This is a genomic window from Hanamia caeni (genome assembly GCF_003721595.1).
Lineage (GTDB): Bacteria > Bacteroidota > Bacteroidia > Chitinophagales > Chitinophagaceae > Ginsengibacter > Ginsengibacter caeni.
On sequence record NZ_RJJR01000001.1, the window covers coordinates 118,152 to 136,394 of the forward strand.

Below are 18,243 nucleotides of genomic sequence, written 5' to 3' on the forward strand. Positions count from 1 at the left end.
AATGAATTATACAGAATTACAGGTAACGTCTAATTTCAGTTTTCTGCGGGGCGCTTCTCATCCCGAAGAGCTGGTTCAACAGGCTGCGGCGTTAGGTTATAAAGAAATAGCCATAACAGATCATAATACTCTGGCCGGTATTGTGCGTGCTCATGCGGCTGCCAAAAAATATGGCATCCGTATTATCGCAGGTTGCCGTCTTGATCTCTTGGATGGCTTCAGCCTGCTGGCTTATCCAATTAACAATAAAGCGTATTCGCAAGTTTGTAACTTGCTCACTACCGGCAATCTTCGGGCAGAAAAAGGAGAATGCCACTTATATAGATCTGATGTATATCAATATGCAAAAAACGTAAAATTTGTTGTGCTGCCACCAACTGAATTAAATGAATTATTTGAGTTTGACCACTCTTTTATAAAAGCTTTGAAAGAATACCGCGAAGCTTTTGGTGATGATCTTTCCATTGCAGCAACCCGTCGTTACCAGGGCGATGACAGTAAATATTTATACCAGCTGGCACAATTGTCAACTCAATTGAAGATTCCTTTGGTTGCCACGAATGAAGTGCATTATCACGAACCGGCGCGTCGTCAATTGCAGGATATTGTAACCTGCATCCGGGAAAAGTGCACTATATATAACGCGGGCTTTCGCCTGTATCCAAATGCTGAAAGATATCTTAAGCCAAAAGATGAAATATTGCGTTTGTTTAGCCATTACCCTGAAGCCATTCTTCGTACGCAGGAAATTGCGGAAGCCTGTCAATTCTCATTGGACGAACTAAAATATGAATATCCTGAAGAGATTACTACTGATGGCCGCACACCGCAGCAAGAGCTTACTTTCCTTGCGTGGCAGGGAGCGAAAGAACGCTATGGAAATGATCTTCCTGTAAAAACAATAAACGCCATTAACCATGAATTAAAATTTATTGAGCAGATGAATTATGCGGCGTATTTCCTTACAGTGTATGATATGGTGCGCTTCGCCAGGCAGCAAAAAATTCTTTGCCAGGGACGCGGCTCTGCGGCTAATTCAACAGTTTGCTATTGCCTCGGAATTACTTCGGTGGATCCTACCAAATTTGACCTGCTGTTTGAGCGTTTTATCTCTTCGGCCCGCAATGAGCCGCCGGATATTGATGTGGATTTTGAGCATGAGCGCCGTGAAGAAGTGATCCAATATATCTATCAAAAATATGGGCGCGACAGGGCGGCAATTGTTGCAACCGTTACGCAGCAACATCAAAAAGGCGCGATAAGAGATGTGGGAAAAGCGATGGGTTTATCAGTAGATACCATTAATCGCCTGTCGGCTTCCATCTGGGAATTTACGGACGAATGGTTTGAAGGAAAACGGTTGACCGAACAGGGCCTGAATCCCGGCGATTCTCATCTTCGCAAAGTATTACAGCTCACAAGAGAGTTCATGGGTTTTCCACGGCAGCTTGGCCAGCATACAGGAGGGTTTGTGATTACCCGCGGCAAACTCTGCGACCTGGTACCGGTAATGAATGCACGCATGGAAGACAGGACCTGCATTGAATGGAACAAGGACGATATAGATGCGCTGGGCTTTATGAAAATTGATGTGCTGGCTTTGGGAATGCTTACGTGCATCCGCAAAGCCTTTGATCTTGCCAGAGAAAATTATGGCCTTGATCTTACGCTGGCTAATATCCCACAGGATGATCCTGCTGTATATGAAATGATCTGCCACGCAGATACCATTGGTGTTTTCCAGATTGAAAGCCGCGCCCAGCAATCTATGTTGCCCAGGTTACAACCCCGCTGCTTTTATGACCTGGTGATTGAAGTGGCTATCGTAAGGCCGGGCCCTATACAAGGCGATATGGTACACCCGTACTTACGCAGGCGAAATAATGAAGAGCCGGTTGAATATCCTTCCAAAGAGCTGGAAGAAATTTTGAAAAGAACATTAGGCGTTCCGCTTTTCCAGGAACAGGCCATGAAGATCGCTATTGTGGCTGCTGGCTTCACCCCTGCGGAGGCTGACGAGCTGCGTCGCAGTATGGCCACATTTAAAGCGAAAGGGCTTGTCACCAAATTTGAAGAAAAGCTAATCAAAGGAATGATGCAAAATGGATATACGCACCAATATGCCGAACGGGTATTTAAACAACTGGAAGGATTTGGCAGCTATGGCTTCCCTGAAAGCCATGCCGCCAGCTTTGCCTTGCTGGTATATGTTTCTTCGTGGATAAAATGCTACTATCCTGATGTGTTTGCATGTGCCTTATTAAACAGTATGCCGATGGGGTTTTATCAGCCGGCGCAAATTGTTATTGATGCAAGAAAGCATGGCGTGGAAGTAAGGCCGGTGGATATTAATCATTCCGGTTGGGATAATCTACTGGAAGAAAAAGCAGGGAAACATTGCGGTTTACGTCTTGGCTTCAGGCAAGTAAAAGGCTTGCGGCAGGAGGATATGGAGCTGCTTATTCTCAACAGGAAAAAAAGGTACAGCAGTATTAATGAGCTTCGCGATGCAGGCATCTCAGAGGCTACTTTGGAAAAACTGGCGGATGCCGATGCCTTCAGAACTCTTGGTTTTGACCGGCGGCAGGCCTTATGGGAAGTATCCACAAAAGACCGGCCTGTTGCCCTGTTTTCCGGACAGGCCGCGGCAGACTCAAAAGGCGAGAACATATCCTTGCCCCTGATGACGACATCCGAGCATGTGGTACACGATTATGCTGCCACCTCTCTTTCTTTGAAAGCGCATCCCGTAAGCTTTATAAGGGGAAAGCTGGATCAGCTTCACGTGGTATCTACCAAAAAATTGTCTTCTATTAAAAATGGGGATATGGTAAAAGTAGCCGGGCTGGTATTGGTGCGCCAAAGGCCCGGAACCGCAGGTGGTATATGCTTTATGACCATTGAAGATGAAACAGGATTTGCCAACGTAGTAATCTTTGAAAGCTTGTTTGAAAAATTCCGGAGAGAGATCTTACAATCACGGTTGATCATGTTAGAAGGTAAATTACAAATTGAAGGTGAGGTGATCCATGTGATCGTAAAGCGATGCTATAATTTTTCTTCTTTATTGAGAACCCTTACCCCAAAAAATAATGAGAACCTCCCTGTATTAACACTCGCATATCGGGATGAAAAATCCATACCACCGGCATTGAATAAGAGATCACAGGTACGGGAAGTTGCGCAGGAAAAGATATTTCCTGAAGCAAGGAATTTTAAATGACAACATTATCTGTTCCACCACAGGAGGCACTTCGCGCGAGAGTTATTTATGGGAAATACTGCGGGAATTCATAGAAAAGCCTCAGGTTTTATTCTGAGGCTTCTGCGGACCGGACGGGAAAGGTTAGGTCGCTTTAATTTATTGAATTACAATTCCTTATTTTTTTACTCGATTTTTCACTCGATTAAGTTCCAAGTTGCCGGTGAAATCTTACAAACCTTTACAAAGGATGACTTAACTTGACAAAAATACACTTATACCCGAAATTGAAGTGCCTAAGTACGGAATATTTCAGACGATTCAACACAATATCACTACGCATAGCCTAAACGGTCGTGATATTTTTTACCCCAGAAATTAGAATAGTGTATGAGTTTTAAACTGTAAAAAAATTAAATCGTATTGCTGAAAAACCAGTATCTTCAAACCATAATTAGTAAAACGAATCTGTTAAACATTAAACTTGAGTTAGTTACTAAATTTTCTGCCTCCTTTCCACAATAAATTCCGTAACCTTTTGCAAAACACTACTGCTATATCAAGAAAAGATAAGCAGCTAGAGAGTGATTGCTTTTCAAAAGTTATGAATGTGTATAATGAAAATGTTAATGAGAGATCTGTGATCAGTTATTTCTAAAAATATTTTTATGTATTCATTTACATCAATCAAGGCCCAGCCTGCTTTGCAGCCGTTTGTAAAACAATTTGTCCTATATCAGGGATATTCAAATACACCAGTAATTCAAAACCTCATTCCCACCAACTTTCAAAATATCTGTTTTGTATTGAACGGCATGATGCAATTATGTAACACTTATGGCAATGTTCCCATTTTAAGAAGTTACGCCGCTGGACAAATATCTCTACCTAATAAAATAATGTTCCATCAAAAAATTACAGTATTAGCAATTTATTTCAAGCCGACAGCAATGTATCAGCTTTTTGGAATTCCAATGAATCAATTTAGGGATTGTAGAATTGATCTTCAATTAATTGCGGGCGCCGAAGCGATCCATTTAGTTCAAAAGATTTTCGGAACCTCTAATCTTGAAAACCAAATTAAAATTATTGAAGAGTATTTATTGCAAAAGAGTCTTAAGAATTTTCTCGTTACCACAAAAAAAATAGAATATGCTTGCGACTTGATTCAATGTCAAAATGGAAATATCAAGATGAAATATTTATTGAGCCAAGTCAATATGTGTGAACGAAATTTTGAAAGATGTTTTATTGAAAATATTGGAATTTCGCCAAAAACTTTTTCGAGAATTGCCCGCATTAATAAAGCATTGCGGATGATTGAATCAATGCCGAAATTTACTTGGAAAGATATTACCTACCAGTTAAATTATACTGACCCGTCGCATTTTAACCACGACTTTAAAAAATTTTCAGCGAAGAGTCCCACCGATTATTATCATTCAAAGGGCGATCTCGAAAAGTTTTTATATGGAAGCTAAAATTGTCGGTTTTTTACAACGAATATAAATCGCTGAATATTAATTTTATTATGATTTACTTGAATCGTTGTTACGAACCCTCTTATCTTAGAAGACAAAATTATTTACGGGTTAATCATAGATAGACTTCCGCATTAATTTCTTTATATCCTGTACTGTAACTATTAAAATCTTATCCTTTTAGTTTCGTCCACTCTAAGTGGCAATAGGAGTTTGTATTTAATTTCAATACGAATGTGATTGAGAGTAGCGAAGCTTTTCAGTCATAAACTACTTTTCAGTTTACGCGCTTATAACAGTAATCTTTCACTCTTTAATTTTTTTATATGCCTATTCAACCAACCTATCCTGGTGTTTATATTCAGGAAGTTTCGAGCGGAGTCCACACTATAACGGGCGTAGCTACTTCAATTACAGCATTTATAGGAAGAGCGGAACGAGGACCTGTAGATAAGCCCGTGATCATCTACAACTTCGGTGATTTTCAACGGATTTTCGGAGGCTTATGGAATTTAAGTCCGATGAGTTTTGCCGTACAGGACTTCTTCTCTAATGGAGGCAGCCAGGCTGTTATCGTCCGTCTGTTTCATCCTTCTCCTGGCTCCCCTCCCGGAGACGGGCGAGCTGTAATCAGAATACCTACAGGCTATGCTGACCCGGACGATGAGATACAACTAATAGCCGCAAATCCCGGTGCCTGGGGAAGTAACCTGACGGTCACAATAGATTACAATACAAAAGAGAAAAAAAATTTACCATCAGGCGGCGCTACGCTTTTCAACTTAACGGTAAAAGAGTTAGATGAAAATAAAAAGTCGAAAACGATCGAACAATTTCTAAATGTTACGACTGATGCGGGCAAAGCCGGCTATTTACCCCGTGTGCTGGAACAAATTTCTAATCTGGTACGAGTCAATACTGATTCGAATAACAAGTACATTGTTCCAACTTCGCCTGTGAAACTTCCCTTGGAGGTTACAGATGAAACTCCACTGAGCCCTCCCTCAAGTCCATCTATGATCCCCTCAGCTATATCTGTGCCGGGCGACGATGGCATACATCTGACATCATCTGATGTAAGAGGTGACCAAAGTAAAAAGCAAGGGCTGTATATGCTTGAAAAAACTGATCTTTTTAATATCTTATGTATCCCCCCATTCTTATCAACGGGTGATGAAAGTGAAAGACCTATAGATATAGATCCTTCTGTGATACCGGATGCCGTTGGCTACTGTCAAAAACGCAGAGCGATCATGATCATTGATTCCATAAGCTCCTGGCATCAGATCTCCGACGCAAGTGGAAACTTCTCTGATTCGGTTTATCCTCCTTCGTTGAAAGTTGAAATCAGAAGCAATGCTGCATTATTTTTTCCACGAATTAAGCGGCCAAATATATTGGTGAATAATGAAATAGAAGAGTTTGTTCCGTGCGGTATGATTGCTGGTACATTTGCAAATACCGACACGCAACGAGGGGTTTGGAAAGCTCCCGCCGGAATAACTGCCGGATTAAACGGAGTAACCGAATTTACAGTACCGATGACTGATGATGAAAACGGAAAACTGAACCGGATAGGAATCAACTGCCTGAGATCCTTTCCTGTCTATGGGAATGTTATCTGGGGTGCCCGCACAATGGATGGAGCTGACGAACTGGCTTCAGATTGGAAATACATTCCTGTGCGACGGACTGCGCTATTTATTGAGGAAAGCTTATATCGCGGAACTAAATGGGTTGTTTTTGAGCCGAATGATGAACCGTTGTGGTCGCAGATCCGGTTAAACATCGGGGCATTTATGCATGATTTGTTCAGGAAGGGTGCTTTTCAGGGAAAGACTCCAAAAGAGGCATACCTGGTTAAATGCGACAGTGAAACAACTACCCAGAACGATATTAATTCGGGCATAGTGAATATACTGGTCGGTTTTGCTCCTTTAAAACCGGCAGAGTTCGTAATAATTCAAATTCAGCAGTTAGCTGGTCAAATTGATACTTAAAATTTTAAATCCTTAATTATGGCAGAGTTCACAGTTAATCCTCAACGCTTCGATCCATACAAGAATTTCAAATTTCTGGTTTATTGGGTCGGTAGCACCAAACCTGTAGCCGGTATCAGTAAAGTAAGTGTGCTTAAAAAAACTACTGAAGTTGTAAAGCACCGGGAGGGTGGAGACCCCAGCAGTAGCCGCAAATCACCAGGAAGAACGGAGTTTGATGCAATTACACTTGAACGCGGGGTTACACATGACGTTGATTTTGAGCAATGGGCGAACAAGGTGTGGAACTTTGGATCAGGACTTGGGGCAGAGGTTTCCCTGAAAGATTTCCGGAAGGAGATCAGGATTGTTTTATTAAATGAAGCCGGACAGGTGGTAATTGCTTATAACGTTTATCGCTGCTGGGTATCTGAATTTCAATCGATGCCAGATCTTGATGCAAACGCAAATGCGGTAGCTATTCAGCACATCAAACTTGAAAACGAAGGTTGGGAAAGAGATTATTCGGTTACTGAGCCTTCTGAGCCTTCTTTTACTGAGCCATAATACAGTTTCTATTGAAACCCCTTGCAACAGATGAATTGCTCGAGTTGTGGGATACCACTTCGGGTAAGTCAATGCTTGAAAAATCGCTCAGGCTGTTAAGCAAAGTTTACTCAACAGACAACATCGACCAGGTTGCCAGGTTAAGTATTGGCGAGAGAGACGCAAGGCTTTTGGAAATAAGGGAATGGCTATTTGGAAAAACACTTCGAAACAAAGCCAACTGCCAGAATTGTTCTGAAACAATAGAATGGGAAAGTAATAGCAACGCCATGCACTTGCAGGATTTTCCGGAATATTTTTCTTTGAAAAACCATGAATTGGAAAAGGATAGCTATTACATAAAATTCAGACTTTTAAACTCTGCTGATCTTTTGAATCTGACTTCAATAGAGCATCTGACTGAAAATAGCTACAAAAAAGTCATTTCGAAATGCATTCTGTCAGCAACCAAAGATAATCAGGAATATGACATCAACAATCTGCCTGAATCTGTTTGGGAAGCGTTAAACGATCGTATGAGTGAAGAAGATCCACAGGCAGATATAAGAATGCAATTGGTTTGTCCAAATTGTAATCATTCCTGGGAAATGAATTTTGACATCGGAAGTTATTTGTGGTCAGAGATTAATGTCTGGGCAAAAAAAATTCTCGAGGAGGTTTATTTGCTCGCCGGATTTTTTAGATGGTCAGAAAAGGATATTCTAAATATGAGTTCCAATAGACGAAGGTTGTATATTGATATGATCCGGCGATGAATGGCTTTATAAATCATATACTGAAACGGCACTTAAACCCAAATAATAATATAGAGCCCAGGACAACCGGGAGGTTTGAGCAAATCAATCAGGAAAATCAAAGCAGTCACGAGACGAATTTTATTGAGCAGATTGATGAGATCATTACACCCAAAAATCAAATAAGATCGAAAGAGGAAAATGCTTTCGAAAATTTTGAAAGCCTTAACCAGGTTAATCCTGCTCCAAATATGGAAATGACCAATGTTGACTATAATGAGCCTTTTTTGGAAATAAAACCGACTATAAACAACAATACAAACTCGCATTTGGATGGCTACTATGAGGGACAGTCGTTTCAAGAAAGGAACGCGCTAAACCTGAATGAACACAACGTTGAAACAAATAATTTTGAAAATTCGCGTAAAACTGAAAGGGAGCCTGAATTGAAAAAAAAGGATTTTGCTTCCGGGCATAAAGATGTATTTAATGTAACAAACACTGCTTTTTATCAGGATAACTACACATTGCAAAAAAATCTTTCGGTAAACAACGTCAACTTCAAAGACAAAGCGAATGAAAATGAATTACCGGTTATAAAAGTATCAATAGGTAGAATTGACGTAAGAGCAATCGTTTCATCACAACCTGAGAAAAAGATCAACACTGCCCATCAAAAGCCACCAATGTCCTTGGAAGATTATTTAAAAAAACGTAACAGTGATAAGTAAGAAATGACTACTGCTCTTCGTATTGCATCAGTAACCTATGTCCTGAAAGATTTACTTAATAATGGATTGATAGATCATAATGTGTCGGGCGGCATTGGGGTAAATGTCATTGTTACAGCATTGTCTCCTGATAAGATCGACACTTCAGTAAACAATGAACAAAGCCAGTTAAACCTGTTTATGTACCAGGCTACTTATAACCAGGGATGGAAAAATGTTGACTTGCCTTCTTTTAACGGTAACGGCAATAGAGTTGATAATCCACCTTTAGCTATTGACTTACACTACCTGTTAACCGCCTATGGTTCGCAGGAACTTCATACAGATATTCTATTAGGATATGGGATGCAACTGTTGCATCAGACACCTGTATTAGATCGCAAAGCCATCAACACATCAATTGGTTCGCCAGTTGGAGGAAATTTTACGGCGCTTCCTTCTTCCCTCCGGAAACTTTCTGATTCAGGATTAGCTGATCAGGTAGAAATGATTACGATTACTCCTGAGATATTAAGTATAGAAGATATCTCAAAATTGTGGGCAGCCTTTGCAACTAAATACAGGCCAACAGCGGCATATAAAGTGACGGTGGTTTTAATTGAAAGTGACAAATCAACAAAAAAAGGGCCTCCGGTAAAAACAAGAAACATCTATGTACAACCGCTCAAAAAGCCTGTAATAGAAGAAGTACTATCTCAGTCCGCAGAAGGACAGCCTGTTCTTGGTGATCAGAAGATATTGAATGGTTATTTTTTGATTCTTTCCGGAGCTAATTTTTATAATGAAAATACGCAGGTGGTAATTGACGGCTCTCATGCAGTGCCACAAACAAGCAAATTGATAATAACGGATACACGAATTTCTTTTCAGTTAACTGATGATTTGAATTTGGAAGCGGGAAACCATGACATAAAAATTATACAACCCATTGCCATGGGAAATGACTCTCCGCCACAACCCAAACATTCAGGTGTTGAGTCAGAGCCATCAACATTTGTTCTTTCACCCAGGCTTGTAAAAGCTACCCCGGCAACGGTTACAATCCCTGCTAATGGTTCATCAAATATAACAGTCACAATCAATCCTAAAGCAAAACCCGGGCAAAAAGTTGCTTTACTGCTTAACGCTTTAACGGCAGATGTAAATGGGAATTTTCCGGCATACACTTTTGTAACATCTCTTCCTGGTCTTATTACTGATCCGGGTGCCGTCCCTACAGACACCGTTTCCATAACGATTCAGAATGTTGTGAAAGCACAATATGCCGTTCGCGTACAGGTTGACGGCATCGAAAGTCCGGTTAACTACCCGCTTGGTTCAGACGCGTCGCAGGTGATAACAATACAATAATGATGGAAGATTTCAATACCTGGAGCAAGGCAAACCAGAAATTTCTGACAAACGGTATCCAACTCATCAATGAACAAATTGAATGCCTTTATAACGCTGATGATCATGCTCCTAAACCTGACTTTCATGAACAGTTTCAGCAACTGATCAATGAACATAAAAGCTTTCAGCCGATGTTGCCATTTATCCGGCTGTCTGATAAATTAAAATTATCAGATTTTGAACAGGCCGTAATATTATTAGCTGCTGCGCCTGAATTTGACTCTGAGTTTGGTAAAGCGGCAGGCAAAAATGGTTTATCAGTTCAACCTACGTTTAGCCTTGCATTTTCTATTTTCTCCAAACAACATTGGGATGCCATTTCACCAGATGCGCGGCTTAGGTATTGGCAATTAATCAGAATAAATAGGGCAGACACGTTAGCAAATAGTTTGATTACAATTAATGAGCAAATTTTGCATTATTTAACCGGTGTAAAAAGCATGAATGAAAAGCTGAAAAAAATTTGTGAACCCGTTCAGGTAGATGAAAAACTGGTTCCTTCTCAGTATGAGCTTGCGGAATTAATATTGAATACTTGTTTACAAAGCGAAGTAGATAAACAACCGTATATCTTCTTTTTAGGAAATCAGCAGACGGATAAATTAAAAATCGCTGCCCATATTAGTGAACAAAAGGGCTTGTCCCTCTATACTCTCTCAATATATTCACTTCCTACTGATGTTGCTGAAATTTCTGACTTGACTTTATTATGGAACAGGGAAGCATCGTTAAACAATTATGCACTCTTTCTCGATACCGTTGATTTAGATATGAACGACAAATCAAAAGTCCAGTCACTCATCTATTTTATTAAAAATGTAGATGGCCTCCTGATTATCAGTAGCAATCAATGGGTCCCCGAGACGGGAAACAAACAGTTTGCTTTTGATGTCCAAAAACCTCTACCGAACGAACAGCTCATATTATGGAAACAACGTCTTGGAACAAAAATCAATCAGGAATCATTATCCGGATTGGTATCGCAATTTAGTATGAGCACTGCTACTATAGACAAAGCGTGCAATGAGCTAAACACTGTAATAAGAGAAAGAAAAACCAGTAGCAAAAAAACAAACTCAGACAACGACTTATGGAAGATCTGTTGCCGGCTTACACGTCCTCAATTGGATGGATTAGCGCAACGGATTGAATCGCCTACCGAATGGGATGATTTGGTTTTGCCAGCTCCGCAGAAAGAAATTTTGAAGGAAATAGCCATCCATGTGCGTCAACGCAATAAGGTTTATGGAACATGGGGTTTCGAAAAAAAAGAAACCCGTGGCCTGGGCATAACCGTACTGTTTGTTGGAGAAAGCGGAACCGGTAAAACGATGGCAGCGGAAGTACTGGCAAATGAATTACACCTTGATCTGTACAGAATAGACCTGAGCAACGTGATCAACAAATACATTGGCGAAACAGAAAAGAATCTGAAAAAAATTTTTGATGCTGCAGAAAATGGCGGAGGGATTTTATTATTTGATGAAGCGGATGCACTTTTTGGCAAACGAAGCGACGTAAAAGACAGCCACGACCGCTACAGCAATATTGAAGTAAGTTATCTTTTACAAAGAATGGAGGCTTATCGTGGCTTAGCCATACTTACCACTAACATGAAAAATGCCTTAGATAAAGCTTTCATGCGGCGCATTCGTTTCGTAGTGCAGTTTCCCTTCCCGGATCTTGCACAACGGGCAGAAATATGGACTAAGATTTTCCCTGCCAATACACCTAAAGAAGGTCTTAATATGGAACAATTGGCTAAACTTAACTTATCCGGCGGAAACATACGCAATATAGCATTGAACGCTGCATTCCTTGCAGCAGAGGAAGATAAGCCGGTATTAATGTGTCATATATCCCGTGCAGCAAAATCAGAACATCTGAAACTCGAAAAACCTTTTAGCAGCTTTGAATTGAAATAATAAAATGAATCACCGAACAGAATTGCATATTGATGAATTGGTGTTACATGGTTTTTCTCCGCATCAGCGCTACGCCATTGCACAAGCTATTGAAGTGGAATTAACAAGGCTTTTTACAGAAAAACCAATACCAGTTGCACTGCAGCAAGGTGGTAAATTCCCATCAGTAAACGCCGGCTGTTTCAATATCAATAAAGAGAGTAAAAGTGAGGCAACAGGCAATAAGATTGCATATGCTGTGTATAAAAGTTTTGGAAAATGACGAGTATAGCATCTCAAAAAGCAGAAAATAAAAGCCTGTCAATTGTAGGTTCTTTGTTTAGAAAGAAAGAAGATAGCTCTGTTAATAAGAATATTGTACCTTCTAAATTGGAAAACACACCTGCTTTTAATTTTGGTAAAATTAGTTTTCATAATTCAGGCAATAACTCATGGGTACAACCAAAGCTTCAGATCAATCAGCCGGGGGATCAATATGAGCAAGAAGCAGATGCAATGGCCGATAAAGTAATGCGCATGAGCGATAAAGATGTTGCCCAAAACTCTTACAACACATCCGGTACGAATATTCAACGTAAATGTGCTGAGTGTGAAAAAGAGGATGAAGAAAAAAAGGTACAGCGAAAAGAAAATAAGAATTCATCACCATCCGTTGCTCCACCCATTGTTCATGATGTTTTAAGTTCTCCTGGTAAGCCTATGGATAATGGAACGCGCTCATTTATGGAATCACGATTTAATTATGATTTTAGGGATGTAAGAATTCATAATAATGAAAAGGCGGCGGCAAGTGCGGCTTCTATTAATGCATCTGCTTATACTTACGGAAATAATATTGTGTTTAATAAAAGTAAATATTCGCTTGGGAATGAAGGTGGAAAAAAGTTACTGGCGCATGAGCTAACACATGTGGTGCAGCAGCGTACAAATGAAGGACGTTCTATCCAGAGGCACCCAGATGCGTCATCTCAAAAAACTGGAAGTCAGCCTATTTCATCAAATGCTGCCCTTAAATTATCTGGAGACAATCAGTTGCAGAATATAGCTGATGTAATGACTGCAGTTCAATCAATCAAACCTTCAGACAAAGCAAGCGGAATATACACGACAGAATTCCAGGGAAGGAAAATTACACTAACACATGATCAACAGGCACTGCTTATTTCAACTGCTAAAAAATCTATAAAAACAAACCTTGAAAAAGCAAAGCGAAATTCAGATTACGCGAAGAATGGTTATGAAATCCAAAAGGAGATCAATGACAAGCATAAAATCGTTTCTTCAGTTGTCATAACATTTGCCGGGGTTCAGGATAAAATCCCTCAATTGCTTGACGAAGTGCAAAAAGCTGAATTGAGCAAAAGCGCTGCTGAAGTTGCGTTGCAATCTGATGATTTTGTGGGGGCAGGCAAACAACTTGCCGAGTGTGAAAGGGCGGCAAAGCATGCCCTGATTTTATGGAGAGAATACCATGAGGGAATCATTAGCAGTGGTGAAAAGACTATTACAGTACTGGAGTTCACAAGGGATGCATCATTCGTTACGCTTGGCGTACTCGCAATTATCGCCACCGGAGGTGCTGCTGCGGCAGGCACTGGCGCCGTAACCACAACAACAGCTTTTGGTTTTGAAGTAGCAACAGTATCTACTGCTAACATTATTGCAACAGGAGCTCCCATAGCAGCTACTCTTGGAGGTGCAGGCATGCAGATGGCTCTTGGAGATAAGGTTGACTGGACAAAAGTTGGGGTAGATATTGTTGTGAACCTGATACTTGCCAGATTTGGCGGTAAAATATCTAATATTATCTTCCGAAGATTAGTTGGAAATCCGGCTGTGCGAAATATTGGTGCGGTTGCTTTTGGAAGGATTTTCAGCAGCCTGATTACGCATGAATTATCAACCGCATTTATAACTTCTGTTGATGCTGTCTACGGCAGATTAAAAGGGCAAAATATTACATGGGAAGAGTTTTTAGAAATTCTTGCGGAGCGGCTTGCCGATCCAAAAGGCTTAGTTATTGCTGGAGTTATGGGCGCGATACAGGCTGGAGCAGATGCGAAGCTTGGTGGAGCAAAGGGGGTAAAAATTACAGATAAAAAAGGAGCTCCAACCGGAGAAATAGATGAAGTTCAGGAAGGCACAATCCGGGAGAAAAAATCAGCCGAGGGGCTCGGAAAAGTTAATCCTAAAACAGGCAAACCTTTTCCTGGTTCGGATGAAGTAACATGGGCTGAGAATCAAATCTATACCAAAACTAAAACTCGCATCGGAAACTTGAAAACCGCCGTTGCAACTCGCCCCTCGGAAAAGATGACAGAAGAACCGGCACAGAAAGCTGGCTCGCAGGATGTGCCTACAATTAAAGAATTGCAAGGAGTACGGAAATATGAATTTCGCATTGATGCCGATACACCGGATCTTCGGGCACAAGTTGGCATTCAGATAAAACGCCTTCAGCAGGAATTTCCTGATTGGACCTTTAGTGCTGTTTTCGGAAAATAGCAATAAGAATATAAATGTCAGTAAGTCTGTTAATCGAATACTCGGATACAAACAAAAGTTCACGGATGATTCCGATCGCCACTGAAGATTTTTTTAAAACTTACTGGCTTCCATTGGCCAAATCTTTAGAATTATCATGGGTGCAGATGTTCGAAACCGGAGTAATAATTATATCGGAAAGTCTTCCGATAGTATTAAATGAATTAAAGCTTATGACAGAATTTGTATCTGGTAAACCATCTCCAAACATACCAAAGTGGGCACTTGATCACATGATTGATCGTATGAATCTTTTGGTTTCCGAATTAAATTCGACAAAGAATAGCAATAACTTAAGTATTTATATTGGATAAGCTTAAATATAATCATGGACAATGTTATCTTATGGTATTGCAAAACAATGTATAGACTTTGTAATCAATATAATGAAATAATGCATACGCTTGTAACGCCTCGACGTTTTACAGGACATGAATTTGCTTTACTTGCGGTTCAGGTGTTTAAACATAGAAGAAGTTTTTGTCAATATTTGACTAGAAATTGCAAGAAGCCCAATTATAAATAGAGATTTAAAATACTAACCATGCCCTCCTTCCCCGGTTCCCCTCGCCTGATTAAAGGCGGTATTGTATTGGTAGATGCAGAAACTGCAACTATCCAAAAAATCATTACGCTTCAATATAATCCGGATACACTTACGCGCAGCTTACAAGTAAAAGGTGTTGGAGAAAGCGGTGGCAACAGGTCAGAAGCGATGCGCTTAAGTGGTCCCCCAGTAGAAACCATAAAAGTAGAAGTAGAAATAGATGCCGCTGATCAACTGGAAGTAGCAGACTCAACGACCACACAAACAGGTATTCAGCCGCAATTATCCATACTCGAAACAATAGTATATCCTTCAAGTACTCAACTCATCAATAATAATAATTCGGCCCAATCCGGCACACTGGAGATCATTCCAATGGAAACGTCCCTGAGTTTATTTATCTGGAATAAGAACCGCATCATCCCCATGCGCCTTACAGAATTCAGCATTACTGAAGAAGCATTTGACGTAAACCTAAATCCGATTAGAGCCAAGATTAGTTTAGGCATGCGGGTATTAAGTGTAGATGACTTAGGCTTTAATACCGCAGGTAGTTTATATATGAATTACCAACAAAATAAAGAACAACTCGCCTCAAAATTCAGGCAGGGCAGCCTTGCCGATCTGGGTATAAATTCTATATCATGATAGACGTTACACAAATTGCTGCAACACAGAATATTTCAGCAATGCTGCAACAAATTGGTACGCAACCAAGTTATTTTTTACCGTCAAGCAGGTATTATAACATTCCGGTCGTTTCGTTAACAACAAATTTGGGCGAAATTATTCCGTATATGAAACGACGTTTTGTTCCGCAAGCCGACAGCTTTGCCACACTTCAATTATATATGGTAAAGCAAAGCGACCGGTTAGATAATATTGCTTATCAATTTATAGGAGACCCTGAGAAATTTTGGCAGATTTGCGATGCCAACAACGAACTTAACCCTGGCCAAATAACAGAACAACCGGGCAACACAATCAGGATAACTTTACCACAAGGCATACCAGGTACAAATGCTTAAAGGCGTTCACCTTACTTTATTAATGGGACCGGGAATACCGGTACCGGTTCCCGATCTTGTTATCAATTCAGTTGCCAGCATACAGGTAACAAACAGCAAAGAGCGAAACGGTTTTCAGATAAGTTTCCATGTAGATAAAAATTCTCAACTCCTGAAAACCATGTTGCCTGCAGGCTTTTTCGATCCAATCATCACCCGTGTGATGATCATTGCTACACTAAACGGTGTTCCTAATTTATTGATGGATGGCTTTATTACAAACCAGGAAATGTCTCCATCAAGCGAACCCGGTAAATCAACACTCAATATTACCGGCGAAGATGTAAGTGTTGTAATGGATATTGTTGAGGTAATTGTTCCTTTCCCTGCCATGCCTGACGTAGCTAAAATATATTTTTTGTTAGGTCAATTTGCTTTTTTGGGACTTACTCCCATTGTTATACCACCACCTGTGCCCACTATAAAGGAGCCAACCGATGGTTGGGACGGAATGTTTGGAATGACACACCTTGGATTCCTGAAGGAGCTTGCTACCGAATGCGGTTATATTTTTTATATAATTCCCGGCCCGTTACCGGGGCAAAATATTGCCTATTTCGGGCCGGATATTGATTTTAATTTGCCCATACCACAACCGGCATTGTCTATAAACATGGATGCAAACACAAATGTGGAGTCTTTAAGCTTTTCACTGAACGGGCTGGCCAAGAAAATAAAAGTATTTACGGTCTATGATCCTGCAACAAGAAAAATTCCTATTCCCATACCATTGCCAAACATTAATATTTTTAAGCCGCCAATGGGATTGAGATTAACGCCCCCGGCTAAACTTCAATTTGCCCATTATGGCGCTAAACTGCCCTTAGATCAGGCTGCAAAAGAAATTCTTGGTTTTTTGATGGATAAAGAGAATTCACTCGCAGTGAGTGGAAACGGGTCGCTGGATGTTATTCGCTATAATAACCTGTTACGCCCCCGCATGATGGTTGGCGTAAGAGGCGCAGGAATAACTTATGATGGATTATATTATGTTGATAGTGTAACACACAACATTAAGCCTGGAGAATACAAACAAAACTTTACGCTGTCAAGAGACGGATTAATTTCTAACACCCCAATGATTCCAGTATGAGTAAAGGCCAGTTTTTAGGAAAATACAGGGCTACGGTTATTAATAACATTGACCCTGATATGCGTGGAAGACTTATGTTAATGATACCTGATGTATCGAGTTTAATTCCTTCCACCTGGGCAGAAGCATGTGTTCCCTTAGCAGGCCCAACTGGCCCCGGGATGGGCGTGTACATGGTGCCTCCGATCGGCGCCGGTGTATGGGTTGAATTTGAAAATGGCGACCCTGATTATCCGGTATGGGTAGGCTGCAGATGGGGTTCCAGTTCAGATATTCCTCCTTTGGCAAATGCAGGTTTGCCTGTATCTCCGAATATTGTAATCCAATCTTTACTTCAAAATACTTTAATGATCAGTGATTTACCAGGACCTACAGGCGGTATTATGCTTAAAAGCCCTACAGGGGCTTCAATAATCGTAAACGACACAGGAATTTATATTCAAAATGGAAAGGGTGCAAGCATAAATTTAGTAGGTCCGACGGTTGCCATCAATCAAGGTGCCTTAACCATAACCTGATTTAATATGCCCGGTTTTTTATTACATGTGGGAGCAACAGTGCTTTGCTCACATGGCGGACAGGCCCAACCAACGTCTCCTAACGCACGCGTTCTCGTTAGTGGGCAGCCCATTGTTCTTCAACCGATACCTTACGCAATAGCTGGCTGTCCGTTTAATGTTTCAGGCTCACCGGTTCCCTGCGTTACAGCTCAATGGACAACCGGCGCAACAAGGGTTTTTTCCAACGGAATGCCGGTGCTGCTGTTCGACAGCCAGGCAACCTGCATCCCTAATGGAACCCCCGTCTCAATAATTATTACTCAAATGAGAGTTTTGGGTGCTTAAATCTCAAATAGAAGGTCTGAAACGTCTTTAGTTTCCTTCATTAATTGTATATCATCTGTATATCATCCAGTTTATATATGGAGCTCGTTTCGGTAAGCGGATACCGGCAAATACTCCACAAATGCTTTTAACACAT

General features: G+C 40.7%; 16 protein-coding genes. All 16 read left to right on the top strand.

Translation table 11 applies throughout. The features are described from left to right. The first annotated feature begins 1 nt into the window (after nt 1). The 16 genes from EFY79_RS00550 (at nt 2) to EFY79_RS00625 (ending at nt 18,107) form a co-directional block, all read left to right on the top strand. A complete protein-coding gene (locus EFY79_RS00550) occupies nt 2–3,223 on the top strand; it encodes an error-prone DNA polymerase (RefSeq protein ID WP_123118717.1) in 3,222 nt (1,073 codons plus the stop codon). Nucleotides 3,224–3,870: 647 nt separating this feature from the next. Beyond that, complete coding sequence (locus EFY79_RS00555) at nt 3,871–4,683, top strand: helix-turn-helix domain-containing protein (protein ID WP_123118718.1); 813 nt, start codon at nt 3,871–3,873, stop codon at nt 4,681–4,683. Nucleotides 4,684–5,009: 326 nt separating this feature from the next. Then, a complete protein-coding gene (locus EFY79_RS00560; protein ID WP_123118719.1) occupies nt 5,010–6,683 on the top strand; it encodes a phage tail sheath family protein in 1,674 nt (557 codons plus the stop codon). Between the two features lie 18 nt (nt 6,684–6,701). Continuing rightward, entirely contained in the window at nt 6,702–7,229 is a 528-nt protein-coding gene (locus EFY79_RS00565) for a phage tail protein (protein ID WP_123118720.1), read from the top strand. A gap of 11 nt (nt 7,230–7,240) precedes the next feature. After that, nucleotides 7,241–7,984 carry a T4 family baseplate hub assembly chaperone gene (locus EFY79_RS00570; protein WP_148041814.1) on the top strand — a complete coding sequence of 248 codons (744 nt, stop codon included), beginning with the start codon at nt 7,241–7,243 and terminating at the stop codon, nt 7,982–7,984. Beyond that, the gene (locus tag EFY79_RS00575; protein WP_123118722.1) at nt 7,981–8,694 is read left to right on the top strand and encodes a hypothetical protein; all 714 of its coding nucleotides are present in this window, start codon (nt 7,981–7,983) and stop codon (nt 8,692–8,694) included. Before EFY79_RS00570 ends, EFY79_RS00575 begins: the two co-directional genes overlap by 4 nt. 3 nt (nt 8,695–8,697) lie before the next feature. Next, on the top strand, nt 8,698–10,044 hold the full coding sequence (locus EFY79_RS00580; protein ID WP_123118723.1) for a DUF4255 domain-containing protein: 1,347 nt from the start codon (nt 8,698–8,700) through the stop codon (nt 10,042–10,044). Then, nucleotides 10,044–12,011 (top strand): ATP-binding protein, encoded by a 1,968-nt coding sequence (locus EFY79_RS00585; RefSeq protein WP_123118724.1) that lies wholly within the window; start codon nt 10,044–10,046, stop codon nt 12,009–12,011. Before EFY79_RS00580 ends, EFY79_RS00585 begins: the two co-directional genes overlap by 1 nt. Nucleotides 12,012–12,015: 4 nt before the next feature. Further along, on the top strand, nt 12,016–12,273 hold the full coding sequence (locus EFY79_RS00590; protein ID WP_123118725.1) for a hypothetical protein: 258 nt from the start codon (nt 12,016–12,018) through the stop codon (nt 12,271–12,273). Further along, the gene (locus tag EFY79_RS00595; RefSeq protein ID WP_123118726.1) at nt 12,270–14,516 is read left to right on the top strand and encodes an eCIS core domain-containing protein; all 2,247 of its coding nucleotides are present in this window, start codon (nt 12,270–12,272) and stop codon (nt 14,514–14,516) included. Before EFY79_RS00590 ends, EFY79_RS00595 begins: the two co-directional genes overlap by 4 nt. A 65-nt stretch (nt 14,517–14,581) precedes the next feature. Beyond that, a complete protein-coding gene (locus EFY79_RS00600; RefSeq protein ID WP_148041815.1) occupies nt 14,582–14,869 on the top strand; it encodes a hypothetical protein in 288 nt (95 codons plus the stop codon). 230 nt (nt 14,870–15,099) lie between these two features. Next, the gene (locus EFY79_RS00605; protein ID WP_123118728.1) at nt 15,100–15,750 is read left to right on the top strand and encodes a hypothetical protein; all 651 of its coding nucleotides are present in this window, start codon (nt 15,100–15,102) and stop codon (nt 15,748–15,750) included. Continuing rightward, complete coding sequence (locus tag EFY79_RS00610; RefSeq protein WP_199727403.1) at nt 15,747–16,130, top strand: hypothetical protein; 384 nt, start codon at nt 15,747–15,749, stop codon at nt 16,128–16,130. The genes EFY79_RS00605 and EFY79_RS00610 overlap by 4 nt, the downstream gene beginning before the upstream one ends. Beyond that, entirely contained in the window at nt 16,123–17,262 is a 1,140-nt protein-coding gene (locus EFY79_RS00615; protein WP_123118729.1) for a hypothetical protein, read from the top strand. Before EFY79_RS00610 ends, EFY79_RS00615 begins: the two co-directional genes overlap by 8 nt. After that, a complete protein-coding gene (locus EFY79_RS00620; protein WP_123118730.1) occupies nt 17,259–17,780 on the top strand; it encodes a phage baseplate assembly protein V in 522 nt (173 codons plus the stop codon). The genes EFY79_RS00615 and EFY79_RS00620 overlap by 4 nt, the downstream gene beginning before the upstream one ends. A gap of 6 nt (nt 17,781–17,786) precedes the next feature. Continuing rightward, nucleotides 17,787–18,107, top strand: a complete 321-nt coding sequence (locus tag EFY79_RS00625) for a hypothetical protein (RefSeq protein ID WP_123118731.1) — start codon at nt 17,787–17,789, stop codon at nt 18,105–18,107. Nucleotides 18,108–18,243 lie beyond the last annotated feature (136 nt).

What these genes read in the sequence shown, in the direction of transcription:
- EFY79_RS00555 (WP_123118718.1), top strand. Translation starts at nt 3,871, where the DNA reads ATGTATTCATTTACATCAATCAAGGCCCAGCCTGCTTTGCAGCCGTTT.
- EFY79_RS00560 (WP_123118719.1), top strand. Translation starts at nt 5,010, where the DNA reads ATGCCTATTCAACCAACCTATCCTGGTGTTTATATTCAGGAAGTTTCG.
- EFY79_RS00575 (WP_123118722.1), top strand. Translation starts at nt 7,981, where the DNA reads ATGAATGGCTTTATAAATCATATACTGAAACGGCACTTAAACCCAAAT.
- EFY79_RS00580 (WP_123118723.1), top strand. Translation starts at nt 8,698, where the DNA reads ATGACTACTGCTCTTCGTATTGCATCAGTAACCTATGTCCTGAAAGAT.
- EFY79_RS00550 (WP_123118717.1), top strand. Translation starts at nt 2, where the DNA reads ATGAATTATACAGAATTACAGGTAACGTCTAATTTCAGTTTTCTGCGG.
- EFY79_RS00595 (WP_123118726.1), top strand. Translation starts at nt 12,270, where the DNA reads ATGACGAGTATAGCATCTCAAAAAGCAGAAAATAAAAGCCTGTCAATT.
- EFY79_RS00615 (WP_123118729.1), top strand. Translation starts at nt 16,123, where the DNA reads ATGCTTAAAGGCGTTCACCTTACTTTATTAATGGGACCGGGAATACCG.
- EFY79_RS00590 (WP_123118725.1), top strand. Translation starts at nt 12,016, where the DNA reads ATGAATCACCGAACAGAATTGCATATTGATGAATTGGTGTTACATGGT.
- EFY79_RS00585 (WP_123118724.1), top strand. Translation starts at nt 10,044, where the DNA reads ATGATGGAAGATTTCAATACCTGGAGCAAGGCAAACCAGAAATTTCTG.
- EFY79_RS00620 (WP_123118730.1), top strand. Translation starts at nt 17,259, where the DNA reads ATGAGTAAAGGCCAGTTTTTAGGAAAATACAGGGCTACGGTTATTAAT.
- EFY79_RS00605 (WP_123118728.1), top strand. Translation starts at nt 15,100, where the DNA reads ATGCCCTCCTTCCCCGGTTCCCCTCGCCTGATTAAAGGCGGTATTGTA.
- EFY79_RS00600 (WP_148041815.1), top strand. Translation starts at nt 14,582, where the DNA reads ATGATTCCGATCGCCACTGAAGATTTTTTTAAAACTTACTGGCTTCCA.
- EFY79_RS00610 (WP_199727403.1), top strand. Translation starts at nt 15,747, where the DNA reads ATGATAGACGTTACACAAATTGCTGCAACACAGAATATTTCAGCAATG.
- EFY79_RS00565 (WP_123118720.1), top strand. Translation starts at nt 6,702, where the DNA reads ATGGCAGAGTTCACAGTTAATCCTCAACGCTTCGATCCATACAAGAAT.
- EFY79_RS00625 (WP_123118731.1), top strand. Translation starts at nt 17,787, where the DNA reads ATGCCCGGTTTTTTATTACATGTGGGAGCAACAGTGCTTTGCTCACAT.